General features: G+C 41.8%; 8 protein-coding genes, 1 tRNA gene, 1 rRNA gene and 1 other annotated feature. Of the genes, 7 read left to right on the plus strand and 3 right to left on the minus strand.

Annotated elements, in window-relative coordinates:
* The first annotated feature begins 337 nt into the window (after positions 1-337).
* Together MNY66_RS03460 and tyrA are read left to right on the plus strand one after the other, a co-directional pair.
* On the plus strand, positions 338-1,432 hold the full coding sequence (locus MNY66_RS03460; RefSeq protein WP_047255025.1) for a 3-deoxy-7-phosphoheptulonate synthase: 1,095 nt from the start codon (positions 338-340) through the stop codon (positions 1,430-1,432).
* Between the two features lie 14 nt (positions 1,433-1,446).
* Entirely contained in the window at positions 1,447-2,568 is a 1,122-nt protein-coding gene (gene tyrA, locus MNY66_RS03465; RefSeq protein ID WP_047255026.1) for a bifunctional chorismate mutase/prephenate dehydrogenase, read from the plus strand.
* Between the two features lie 88 nt (positions 2,569-2,656).
* Here the strand turns inward: tyrA and pheA are convergent, their stop codons facing one another.
* The 3 genes from pheA to bamD form a co-directional block, all read right to left on the minus strand.
* Positions 2,657-3,826: a bifunctional chorismate mutase/prephenate dehydratase gene (gene pheA, locus MNY66_RS03470; RefSeq protein WP_241501444.1), complete on the minus strand. Its 1,170-nt coding sequence runs from the start codon at positions 3,824-3,826 to the stop codon at positions 2,657-2,659.
* 27 nt (positions 3,827-3,853) lie between these two features.
* Positions 3,854-3,975: a sequence feature (Phe leader region), on the minus strand.
* Between the two features lie 224 nt (positions 3,976-4,199).
* Positions 4,200-4,541 (minus strand): ribosome-associated translation inhibitor RaiA, encoded by a 342-nt coding sequence (gene raiA, locus MNY66_RS03475; RefSeq protein ID WP_047255028.1) that lies wholly within the window; start codon positions 4,539-4,541, stop codon positions 4,200-4,202.
* Positions 4,542-4,900: 359 nt separating this feature from the next.
* A complete protein-coding gene (gene bamD / locus MNY66_RS03480) occupies positions 4,901-5,632 on the minus strand; it encodes an outer membrane protein assembly factor BamD (protein ID WP_047255033.1) in 732 nt (243 codons plus the stop codon).
* Between the two features lie 137 nt (positions 5,633-5,769).
* On the opposite strand from bamD, the gene rluD reads away from it, so the two are divergent.
* The 5 genes from rluD to MNY66_RS03505 all read left to right on the plus strand — a co-directional run bounded on the left by rluD (position 5,770) and on the right by MNY66_RS03505 (position 12,537).
* The gene (gene rluD, locus MNY66_RS03485; protein WP_047255029.1) at positions 5,770-6,747 is read left to right on the plus strand and encodes a 23S rRNA pseudouridine(1911/1915/1917) synthase RluD; all 978 of its coding nucleotides are present in this window, start codon (positions 5,770-5,772) and stop codon (positions 6,745-6,747) included.
* Positions 6,747-7,478, plus strand: coding sequence for a purine nucleoside phosphorylase YfiH (gene yfiH, locus MNY66_RS03490; protein ID WP_241501445.1), 732 nt, complete (start codon positions 6,747-6,749; stop codon positions 7,476-7,478). Before rluD ends, yfiH begins: the two co-directional genes overlap by 1 nt.
* 125 nt (positions 7,479-7,603) lie before the next feature.
* Entirely contained in the window at positions 7,604-10,177 is a 2,574-nt protein-coding gene (gene clpB / locus MNY66_RS03495) for an ATP-dependent chaperone ClpB (protein WP_047255031.1), read from the plus strand.
* 653 nt (positions 10,178-10,830) lie between these two features.
* A 16S ribosomal RNA gene (locus MNY66_RS03500) occupies positions 10,831-12,373 on the plus strand.
* 88 nt (positions 12,374-12,461) lie between these two features.
* Positions 12,462-12,537: transfer RNA gene (locus MNY66_RS03505), tRNA-Glu, on the plus strand.
* The last annotated feature ends 14 nt before the right edge of the window (positions 12,538-12,551 follow it).

Consider the following 12,551-nt stretch of genomic DNA (forward strand, 5'->3'; position numbering starts at 1 on the left):
ATTATCATTTTTGCCTCTCCTAGCATAAGCATATTTCCTGTATTATTGTTTTTATTTTCTTGCTGTAAACTTTTATTTACTAAAATAATATCAAACTAAGTTATTTCATTGTTTGATTGAGTCTTTGATTTTCTTATTCCATTGATTTATAAGTATTTGTTTATTTTTCGTTAGCATGTAATTAAATTATTACAAAAATGGACTTATTTTACATTTAGTGGATTGCAATCTTTACATCTCATGGTATGGTTATAAACAGACACCGACAAAGCAATGTCCAGAAAAATAAAGTACATAACAGCAATGTACAGACAATTAATATAAGCAGGTAAACACCATGATTATGCAAAAAGACGCGCTCAATAATATTAATATACGTGATGAACAGGTTTTGATTACGCCGGAAGATCTGAAAAATAAATATCCGTTGAGTGATGAAAATCTGCAGGCGATTGCGGCATCTCGACAGACTATTGCAAATATTATTCATCATCGTGATCCCCGTCTATTAGTAGTATGCGGGCCATGTTCTATTCATGATGTTGATGCCGCTATCGAGTATGCTCAACGTTTGAAGCAACTGGCTGATGAACTGAGCGACAGTCTGTATATTGTTATGCGTGTCTACTTTGAAAAGCCAAGAACTACGGTAGGTTGGAAAGGATTAATTAGCGATCCATTTATGGACGGTTCTTTTGCCATGGAAAAAGGGCTGCATATTGCTCGTGATTTATTAACTCGTTTAATTGAAATCGGTTTGCCATTAGCTACAGAAGCACTCGATCCCAATAATCCACAATACTTGGGGGATTTATTTAGTTGGTCGGCTATTGGTGCTAGAACGACAGAGTCACAAACTCACCGTGAAATGGCGTCAGGGCTTTCGATGCCGGTTGGATTTAAAAATGGAACCGATGGTAGTTTGTCTACCGCGATTAATGCGATGAAAGCGGCATCAATGCCACATCGTTTCATGGGGATCAATCAATCGGGACAAGTGTGTTTATTGCATACTCAAGGAAACCCGAATGGGCATATTATTTTACGTGGTGGGAAAACACCTAATTACAGCGCACAGCATGTTGCCGAGTGTGATGCTGAGATGGAAAAAGCAGGTTTACAACCTTCATTAATGATTGATTGTAGCCACGGAAATTCCAATAAAGATTTCCGTCGTCAGCCGCTGGTGATTAATTCAGTGATTGAACAAATTAATAGTGGCAATAAATCTATTACCGGTATTATGCTTGAGAGTAATATAAATGAAGGTAATCAGACATCCGAGCAACCACGTTCGGCAATGAAATACGGCGTATCTGTCACTGATGCGTGTATTGATTGGGAGACGACAGAATCTGTATTGCGTGATTTACACCAGTCTCTTCAATCGACACTGCCACAACGTATGGAAAAAATGCATAAAGCTAGCTGAGATAAGGTGAAAAAATGTCTTCCGAGTTATTACAACTAAGAAATCAAATTGATGAGGTTGATAAATCACTGCTCGATTTATTAGCTAAGCGATTGCAGCTGGTCGCTGAAGTCGGAGAAGTCAAAAGCCAACATGGGCTACCTATTTATGTGCCCGAGCGGGAAACCGCGATGCTGGCTGCTCGGCGTCAGGAAGCCGAAAAAATGGATGTACCGGCTGATTTGATTGAAGATATTTTGCGCCGTATTATGCGAGAATCGTATACTAAAGAGAACGATAAAGGCTTTAAAATGCTTAATCCACAGGCCGGTCCTATCGTAATTATCGGTGGGAAAGGTCGAATGGGACAATTATTTGGTCGCTTACTTTCTTTGTCTGGCTATCACATTATTGATTTTACAGAATCAGATTGGGAACAAGCAGAACAGAAAATGGCCGGCGCCAGCGTGGTGATTATAAGTGTTCCAATTCATTTAACTGAACAAGTAATTAAACAGCTGCCAAAATTAGATAAAAATACGCTATTAATTGATATCGCATCTATTAAATATAAGCCATTAACTGCAATGTTAGCCGCGCATGACGGGCCTGTATTGGGATTGCATCCCATGTTTGGGCCAGATGTAGGGAGTGTGGCTAAACAGGTTGTGGCTTATTGTGATGGCCGAGAGCCAGAAGCATATCAATGGTTTTTAGAGCAGTTAATGGTCTGGGGGGCAAGATTACATAAAATCACTCCCGAAGAACATGATAGAAATATGAGCTTTATTCAGGCGTTACGGCATTTTACCACTTTTACTTACGGGCAAAATTTGGCCCAAGAAGATGTTGAATTAGAGCAGTTATTAGCATTATCGTCACCTATTTACCGTTTAGAGTTGGCGATGGTTGGTCGATTATTTGCCCAAGATCCTCAATTATATGCCGATATTATTATGTCGTCAGATGAGAATATTGCGTTAATCAAACGCTACTATAATAGTTTTGGCCGTGCATTAGAGATGTTAGAAAGAAAAGATAAAGCAGAATTTGTCGCTCAATTTAAGCAGGTTAGTCAATGGTTTGGCGATGATGCGAAACATTTTATGCGAGAAAGCCAATCGCTATTACAGCAAGCCAATGATAGCCGCCAATAACGGTTGTTTTTAATACTAATTGTTTGTTATGCAGCACCCTAAAAGTGAATATTCACTGATTAAGGTGCTGTTATTATTTGTCGGTCAATTAAGCTTCTTTTTGTGGTTCAACAGGAACTACATTTTCAGACGGATAGCTACCTAATATTTTTATTGAACGGGTAATCGCCGCGAGTTCTTTTAATGCATGTTGCATATTTACTGAACGAATATTCGCTTGGACGTCGATATAAAACATCTCTTCCCACGGCTTGCCATTGATCGGGCGAGACTCTAATTTACTCATAATAATTTGATTTTGTTTTAGAATGATCAGAGCATCAACCAATGCTCCCGCTTGTTGACCGGTGGTAATTAATAGTGTGGTTTTTGCCGGAACTTGCTCAGAGACTTCAATTGGCTGACGAGCGACGACAATAAAGCGAGTCATATTGATTTGTTGATTAGCTAAATTATGTTCCACAACATGTAGTCCATATAGTGCGCCGCCTGCTTCACTGCCTAATGCGGCAATATGCGGAGAATTAAGATTGGCTACATTTTGCATTGCTGTCGAGGTACTATCACAATATTCAATTTTCCAATGCGGATATTGAGCTAAATATTGGCTGCATTGTTGGAATGGTTGAGGATGGCTATAAACCGTTTGAATATCATTAAGACTAGTTACGCCGGCGGTTAATAAACAATGATTTATCGGTAAGCGGATCTCGCCAACGACAGAAAGAGGGGTATCTTGCAGCAGATCATAAACATCATTTATTGCCCCTGAACTGGTATTTTCTAGCGGTAAAATACCATAATCAGCTTGGCCACTTTCGACCAGCGAAAAAATATCTTGGAATTTATGACAACTGCATTCAATCATTTGATCAAAATGACGAGCAGAATATTGACGTGCCGCAACATGAGAATAAGAGCCTCTAGGGCCTAAAAAGGCAAAACGAGCAGAGTCATTGGGTGTGAGATTAAGATGTTGCTGTAAAATAGCTTGCTGGGTTAATACTGAATCTTCAATAATCATTTGAAATAGGCGGGTGACATAAAACCCATCTAAACCAAGAGGTTTTGCTTTATTAATCAAGACATCAAGTAACTGGCGTTCGCGTTCTTTATCACGAATAGGGCGGTTATCGTGCAATTTAGATTGTGCAACATCAACAGCATATCCACGACGTTTCGCTAATAATACTAGTAGCTCACTGTCCAATTGACTGATTTTATCTCTGATTTTTAATAAATTATTTTTGTCGTCCATCCTGTCAAATCCCATTGATTATTAGTGAATAAAAAAGCCTCCCTGTGAGAGGAGGCTTTTAAACTTTGTCTTTTTTTTCTTCTGAAATGACAAACGCCCCCTAATAGAAGGTGCTAAAAAAGAAACAGAAGACAAGGCTTGGTAACATTAGGATCAGATCCCATCGAAGTAAAACAGTATGTTGTAATAAACCTTATGAGCGGATTAATGTCAACCTAAAATAAGCTTAGCTATTGTAACGGTTGATTGCCGATAATTAATGGCAGATTAACATGATATTAATGTGAGCTTTTCGGCTGATATAAAAATAAAACGCGCTCAATAAGCCATGAGCGCGTTATTTAGTAAAGACAATTAAATCAAACAAACTAGATTATAATGTAACTTCATCAGTATCTAAATTAGCATCTTTTACACTATAGCTCGAACGTCTTGATTCTCCTTTGTGTTGTACTTTATTAAGTTGTCTTTCTAGTTTTGCAAGTAGCTCATTTATTGCAGCATACATATCTTCATGTTTTGCACTGGCGATTAATTTACCGTTGTCGGTTTTTATCGTTGCATCAACCATGAATCCTTGGGGTTCTTTTGACAGAACTATATGAGGGTTAATCAGTGTTACCTGCCATTTATTCAATTTGCTCAAACGGTCCTCTATGTGTTCACGAATAGCAGGGGTAATATCCATTTGTTTGCTGGCAATATTCACTATCATATAGTACCTCTCTTGTGCTCTGTCTTTCGATGTATCCAGAATACTGTGAACTACTAATAAAATATTGAGATAGATCACAGATTGATAGGCTAAGATATTTATGGATCTTTAAATGTGAGGCAGGATAAAAAAAGTAATTAAAGATATTGATAAACAGAATGTTATCATCCATGATTAATAGGTTGGCTAAATAAACAAGGGCAATAGCCGGCCTTGCTTTGGCTTAATATTTTGGTTCTTTCCATTAAATTAATCAATCATCTAATCCAATCATGCGTTTTAATAACGCAAAAAAAACAGCGGGTTTAGCCGCTATTTTTTATTTGATATTGGGTAACAATAAATATTGCAGCAATAAATTATGCCGGGTTGGCTGCAATTAAATTAGTTACTTTATCTGCTTCTTGGTCTAATCCCATCTGATTATAAGCAATTTTCATATATGTTAGTGCTTGGCGTGTTGCATCGGTGTCAGGATAATCGCGTAACATTTGTTGTGCACGATTAACAACAGCGACATAGGCCCCACGTTTGTTGTAGAATTCAACCACAGCCAAATCAAATTTTGCTAAGCGATCTTTTAAATAAACTAAACGCTTGCTGGCATCATTAGCATAGAGGCTGTTAGGATAGTAACGAACTAGCTGATTGAAATCGCGAAAAGCAACACGTGCATGCTGGGGATCACGATCCGAACGGTCGATACCGAAGAATCCTTGTAACGCACTATCATCCAATGCCATTGCCGTTAAACCACGCATATACAGAACATAATCAATGTTCGGATGTGTTGGGTTTAAGCGCATAAAGCGGTCGATAGCAGCGATAGCCATCGGTAACTCAGCTGATTTATAATAAGCATAGATCAGGTCTAGCTGGACTTGCTGTGCGTATGGGCCAAACGGATAACGATTATCAAGAGCTTCTAACTGTGTGATGGCGGCTCTATAGTTACCATCTTGTAGTTTTTGTTGGCTTACAGCATACATTTCAGCCGGAGAGCTGTCAGGACTGACTTCTTTATTACTGGAGCATCCGGTCAGAACCAGACTCAATGTGGCAGCTGCCACCAGATATTTAATGCGTATCATCACGTGTTGGTTATCCTCTGAGTGTTTCATGGGGGAGTCTCTCCATAAGGCCCCCGGCATAATTTCGAATTACAATAGCATATTTTAAATGAAACGGCTTCGCCGTCAAAATACAAACATTAAAAGCAGATTATTTTATGGCTCAACAATTAGAACTCAGTGCAACGGTTGCAGAATCACAGCTCGGTCAACGTTTAGATCAGGCTTTGGCGGAATTGTTCCCTGATTATTCACGTTCTCGTATAAAAGAGTGGATTTTAGATAATAGAGTGCAGGTTAATAGCAAAGTTATCAATAAACCAAAAGAAAAAGTTTTAGGCGGTGAAAAAGTTTTTATTGATGCAATAATCGAGGAAGATAGTCGTTGGGAGCCTCAGGACATCCCGTTAGATGTGGTGTATGAAGATGAAGATATTTTGGTGATTAATAAACCGCGCGGTTTAGTTGTTCATCCAGGCGCTGGTAATCCCGATGGTACGATATTAAATGCCTTACTGTATCGTTTTCCTGAAATTGTCGATGTACCACGCGCGGGTATTGTCCATCGTTTAGATAAAGATACGACGGGATTAATGGTAGTTGCTAAAACTGTGCCAGCCCAAACACGTTTGGTTGAGGCATTACAGTTACGTGAAATTACTCGTGAATATGAAGCGGTTGCGGTAGGGCGTATGACTGCGGGTGGACGTGTGGAAGAGCCGATTTCACGCCATCCAACCAAACGAACTCATATGGCGGTTCATCCCATGGGAAAACCTGCGGTGACTCGCTATCGTGTTATGGAACATTTTCGTTCACATACCCGCTTGCGTTTAAGACTGGAAACTGGCCGTACCCATCAGATCCGTGTACATATGGCACATATCAATCATCCATTGATTGGTGATCAGTTATATGGCGGCCGTCCACGTCCATTGAAAGGCGCTACGGATGAGTTTTTACAGGTGATGCGAAAATTTGATCGCCAGGCGCTGCATGCGACTATGCTCAGGCTGTATCATCCTATCTCTGGGATCCAAATGGAATGGCATGCGGAGTTACCCGCTGATATGGTTGAACTTATCAATGCGTTGAAAGCAGACGCTGAGTTACATAAAGATAATATGGACTGGTAATGACATCGCTTATTTATCCACACTGGCCACAACCTGAAAATATTGGCGCTTGCAGCTCAACACGTGCTGGGGGTGTCAGTTTGACGCCGTTTGATAGCTTGAATTTAGGTGACCATGTGGGTGATGATTTATCGGCGGTTATCAACAATCGGCGGCTGCTTGAAGAGTACGCCGGCTTACCGACATCACCTATTTGGTTACAGCAAGTGCATGGAACGCGAGTATTACGGTTAGATGGTAATCCAGTCGAGGATAAAAAAGCCGATGCAGTTTATACTTCTCAACGTGGGCAAGTGTGTGCTGTGATGACCGCAGATTGCTTGCCTGTGTTGTTTTGTAACCGCCAAGGTACTGAAGTTGCGGCGGCGCACGCGGGATGGCGGGGATTATGTCAGGGGGTTCTAGAGCATACTGTGACCCATTTTGATGCCGGACCCAATGAGATTTTAGCATGGCTAGGACCCGCTATCGGTCCACAACAGTTTGAGGTTGGAGCTGAAGTCCGTGACTCCTTCGTGAGTCAATCAGCTGAACTTGCTCAGGGTTTTCGTGCATCAGGAGATAAATATTTGGCGGATATTTATTTGCTGGCACAACTAAAATTGCGTCAAATTGGTGTCACCGCTATCTATGGCGGAACATATTGTACTGTTTCGGATAAAAAAACATTTTTTTCTTATCGGCGAGATGTCGAAACAGGACGTATGGCATCACTAATTTGGATAAAATAGGCTTTTTCTAGATTATTATTCCGATTTAATTAATATTTCTAATGTTTTAACGTTTTGGCCTTGAATTTATAAAAATAAACCTCATCTAGTCTTCATAATTAGTTTTAACTTATTTTGGAGGTGCTATGCGTTTGGACCGTCTGACTAATAAATTCCAGCAAGCTCTCGCCGATGCCCAATCTTTAGCGCTTGGGCACGACAATCAGTTTATCGAACCTATTCATTTAATGAGCGCACTGTTTAATCAAGATGGTGGCTCAGTACAGCCTTTATTAACGTCTGTTGGCGTTAATGCTGTGCAATTTAAACAAAAAATAGCAGAAGCATTAAAAAGATTGCCACAAGTTCAAGGCGCTGGCGGCGATGTACAGCCATCAAGCGACTTAATTCGTCATTTGAATTTGTGTGATCAATTAGCACAAAAAAATGGAGATGAGTTTATCTCCTCTGAATTATTCCTACTCGCCGCTTTGGAAGCCAACACAACATTAGCTGATTTATTAAAAGCAGCGGGTGCAAATAAAGAAAATCTTAATAAGGCGATAGAACAAATGCGCGGTGGTGAAAGAGTTAATGATCAGGGCGCAGAAGATCAACGTCAAGCCCTGAAAAAATATACCGTTGATCTTACAGAAAGAGCAGAACAAGGTAAATTAGACCCGGTTATTGGCCGTGACGAAGAAATTCGTCGTACTATTCAGGTATTGCAACGTCGTACTAAAAATAACCCAGTATTAATTGGTGAACCCGGTGTAGGTAAAACCGCAATTGTTGAAGGTTTAGCCCAACGAATTGTTAATGGCGAAATCCCTGAAGGATTAAAAAACAAACGTGTTTTATCTTTAGATATGGGCGCGTTGGTCGCAGGGGCAAAATACCGTGGTGAATTTGAAGAGCGTTTAAAAGCGGTGCTGAACGACTTATCCAAACAAGATGGTAATGTCATTCTATTTATCGATGAGTTACATACGATGGTCGGCGCAGGTAAGTCTGATGGTGCCATGGATGCCGGTAATATGTTAAAACCTGCGTTAGCGCGTGGAGAATTACATTGCGTAGGTGCGACAACATTAGATGAGTATCGTCAATATATAGAAAAAGATCCTGCACTGGAACGTCGTTTCCAAAAAGTGTACGTGGCTGAACCAACAGTTGAAGACACAATTGCTATTTTACGTGGGTTAAAAGAACGTTATGAGCTGCATCATCATGTTCAAATTACTGACCCCGCGATTGTTGCAGCGGCTAATTTATCTCATCGATATATTAGTGACCGTATGCTGCCAGACAAAGCGATCGACTTAATTGATGAGGCAGGTTCAAGTTTGCGTATGCAAATGGATTCTAAACCTGAATCTCTCGATAGATTAGAACGACGTATTATCCAATTAAAATTGGAACAGCAAGCATTGAAGAAAGAGTCTGACGATGCGAGTAAAAAACGTCTGGAAATGTTAGAAGAAGAACTGGCTGAGAAAGAAAGAGAATACTCCGCTCTGGAAGAAGAGTGGAAAGCAGAGAAAGCGGCATTAACCGGCACTCAGCATATAAAATCAGAGCTTGAAGATACTCGTATCGAAATGGAAAAAGCACGCCGTATGGGTGATTTGGCTAAAATGTCTGAATTACAATATGGTCGTATTCCAGAATTAGAGAAACAACTCGCTACAGCGACTGCCGCAGAAGGCAAAAATATGAAGCTGCTGCGAAATAAAGTTACTGATGTAGAAATTGCAGAAATTCTGGCTCGTTGGACAGGTATTCCGGTTTCAAGAATGTTGGAAAGCGAGAAAGAAAAATTACTCCGTATGGAGCAACAGCTGCATACTCGAGTTATTGGTCAAGATGAAGCAGTTACGGCAGTATCAAATGCTATTCGTCGTAGCCGTGCAGGATTATCTGATCCTAATCGCCCAATTGGTTCGTTCCTGTTCTTAGGTCCAACCGGGGTTGGTAAAACAGAACTGTGCAAAGCTCTCGCGAATTTCTTGTTTGATAGCGACGATGCGATGGTACGTATCGACATGTCCGAGTTTATGGAGAAACATTCTGTATCTCGTTTGGTTGGTGCGCCTCCAGGATATGTGGGTTATGAAGAAGGCGGATATTTAACGGAAGCGGTTCGTCGTCGTCCATATTCAGTTATTTTGCTGGACGAAGTTGAGAAAGCGCATCCAGATGTCTTTAATATTCTGCTGCAAGTTTTGGACGATGGTCGATTAACTGATGGTCAGGGTCGTACCGTAGATTTCAGAAATACAGTGGTTATTATGACATCTAACTTGGGTTCTGATTTAATCCAAGAACGCTTCGGTACTATTGCCTATCCACAAATGAAAGAGATGGTAATGGGGGTTGTTTCACAAACCTTTAGACCTGAGTTCATTAACCGTATTGATGAAGTTGTTGTGTTCCATCCATTAGGAAAAGATAACATTGCATCAATTGCTAAAATTCAGTTGGCTCGTTTATATAAACGTTTAGAAGAGCACGGCTATGAAGTGACTATGACGCCAGCTGCATTAGAAAAAATTGGCGAAGCTGGTTATGATCCTATATTCGGGGCTCGTCCACTGAAACGTGCTATTCAGCAAGAGATCGAGAATCCATTAGCTCAGCAAATACTGTCCGGTAAATTGCTGCCAGGCAAGTTGGTGACTTTAGATCTTGAAAACGATGAGATTGTTGCAAAACAATAGTTAGCGTGACCTGAAGTGCTATCTATATAGCGAGTTTATAATTAAGTTATTAAAAGAGGCGTTTTATAACGCCTCTTTTTTTATCTGTTATTTATAGATACTTCATTCTGAAGCTAATGAATGTATTTTAAGTACCGAATTTAAGTACCGAATACTAAATAATGCATGTAGTCTTGATGCTAAATTATACATTCTGAGCGTGTTTTACACGCCATTGGTTGTAAAATATGCGAACGGTAAATTATTTCAAAAAAACACTTGTGTAATTTTCTCAGCTCCCTATAATCCGCTCCGTTGTCACGACAAACCGGCCGAACGGTTGAGTTTGAAAGTTCCAAAGCGCAGTAAGCGCCTTGAAAAACAGCGGGATGATTGAGGTGATGGTCGAAGTAGTTCGGAAAGAAAGTTAAAAATAAATGCTTGACTTCCTGAATGAAAAGAGTAATATACGCCACCTCGCAACAAGAACCTTAACGAGTTACCTTAAGCCTTGTTGCAACGCTCTTTAACAATTTATCAGACAATCTGTGTGGGCACTCACAAGACACTATCGAAATAAAAAATATTTTTGATTTTAAGTCTTAAAGAGTGACTAACACGTTAATTCATATATGAATAAATGAAGTCAGTTTAATTCTTTGAGCATCAAACTTTAATTGAAGAGTTTGATCATGGCTCAGATTGAACGCTGGCGGCAGGCCTAACACATGCAAGTCGAGCGGTAACAGGAAGAAGCTTGCTTCTTTGCTGACGAGCGGCGGACGGGTGAGTAATGTATGGGGATCTGCCTGACAGAGGGGGATAACTACTGGAAACGGTAGCTAATACCGCATAATCTCTAAGGAGCAAAGCAGGGGACCTTCGGGCCTTGCGCTGTCGGATGAACCCATATGGGATTAGCTAGTAGGTGAGGTAATGGCTCACCTAGGCGACGATCTCTAGCTGGTCTGAGAGGATGATCAGCCACACTGGGACTGAGACACGGCCCAGACTCCTACGGGAGGCAGCAGTGGGGAATATTGCACAATGGGCGCAAGCCTGATGCAGCCATGCCGCGTGTATGAAGAAGGCCTTAGGGTTGTAAAGTACTTTCAGTCGGGAGGAAGGCGTTGATATTAATACTATCAGCGATTGACGTTACCGACAGAAGAAGCACCGGCTAACTCCGTGCCAGCAGCCGCGGTAATACGGGGGGTGCAAGCGTTAATCGGAATTACTGGGCGTAAAGCGCACGCAGGCGGTTGATTAAGTTAGATGTGAAATCCCCGGGCTTAACCTGGGAATGGCATCTAAAACTGGTCAGCTAGAGTCTTGTAGAGGGGGGTAGAATTCCATGTGTAGCGGTGAAATGCGTAGAGATGTGGAGGAATACCGGTGGCGAAGGCGGCCCCCTGGACAAAGACTGACGCTCAGGTGCGAAAGCGTGGGGAGCAAACAGGATTAGATACCCTGGTAGTCCACGCTGTAAACGATGTCGATTTGGAGGTTGTTCCCTTGAGGAGTGGCTTCCGGAGCTAACGCGTTAAATCGACCGCCTGGGGAGTACGGCCGCAAGGTTAAAACTCAAATGAATTGACGGGGGCCCGCACAAGCGGTGGAGCATGTGGTTTAATTCGATGCAACGCGAAGAACCTTACCTACTCTTGACATCCAGAGAATTTAGCAGAGATGCTTTAGTGCCTTCGGGAACTCTGAGACAGGTGCTGCATGGCTGTCGTCAGCTCGTGTTGTGAAATGTTGGGTTAAGTCCCGCAACGAGCGCAACCCTTATCCTTTGTTGCCAGCACGTAATGGTGGGAACTCAAGGGAGACTGCCGGTGATAAACCGGAGGAAGGTGGGGATGACGTCAAGTCATCATGGCCCTTACGAGTAGGGCTACACACGTGCTACAATGGCGCATACAAAGAGAAGCGAACTCGCGAGAGCCAGCGGAACTCATAAAGTGCGTCGTAGTCCGGATTGGAGTCTGCAACTCGACTCCATGAAGTCGGAATCGCTAGTAATCGTAGATCAGAATGCTACGGTGAATACGTTCCCGGGCCTTGTACACACCGCCCGTCACACCATGGGAGTGGGTTGCAAAAGAAGTAGGTAGCTTAACCTTCGGGGGGGCGCTTACCACTTTGTGATTCATGACTGGGGTGAAGTCGTAACAAGGTAACCGTAGGGGAACCTGCGGTTGGATCACCTCCTTACCTAAATTCGAAGTTGAATGTGAAGTGCTCACACAGATTGTCTGATAGAAAGTAGAGCAAAATGCGCGTCTGCGAAGCAGTGACTGATGTCCCCTTCGTCTAGAGGCCTAGGACACCGCCCTTTCACGGCGGTAACAGGGGTTCGAATCCCCTAGGGGACGCCAATTGCGCGGTTATC

It is taken from the genome of Moellerella wisconsensis, assembly GCF_022592395.1.
Classification (GTDB): Bacteria; Pseudomonadota; Gammaproteobacteria; order Enterobacterales; family Enterobacteriaceae; genus Moellerella; species Moellerella wisconsensis.

Bases quoted from the DNA above. Each gene is read 5' to 3' on its own strand.
- yfiH (WP_241501445.1), top strand. From the start codon at position 6,747: ATGACATCGCTTATTTATCCACACTGGCCACAACCTGAAAATATTGGC.
- clpB (WP_047255031.1), top strand. From the start codon at position 7,604: ATGCGTTTGGACCGTCTGACTAATAAATTCCAGCAAGCTCTCGCCGAT.
- MNY66_RS03460 (WP_047255025.1), top strand. From the start codon at position 338: ATGATTATGCAAAAAGACGCGCTCAATAATATTAATATACGTGATGAA.
- pheA (WP_241501444.1), bottom strand. From the start codon at position 3,826: ATGGACGACAAAAATAATTTATTAAAAATCAGAGATAAAATCAGTCAA.
- bamD (WP_047255033.1), bottom strand. From the start codon at position 5,632: ATGATACGCATTAAATATCTGGTGGCAGCTGCCACATTGAGTCTGGTT.
- rluD (WP_047255029.1), top strand. From the start codon at position 5,770: ATGGCTCAACAATTAGAACTCAGTGCAACGGTTGCAGAATCACAGCTC.
- tyrA (WP_047255026.1), top strand. From the start codon at position 1,447: ATGTCTTCCGAGTTATTACAACTAAGAAATCAAATTGATGAGGTTGAT.
- raiA (WP_047255028.1), bottom strand. From the start codon at position 4,541: ATGATAGTGAATATTGCCAGCAAACAAATGGATATTACCCCTGCTATT.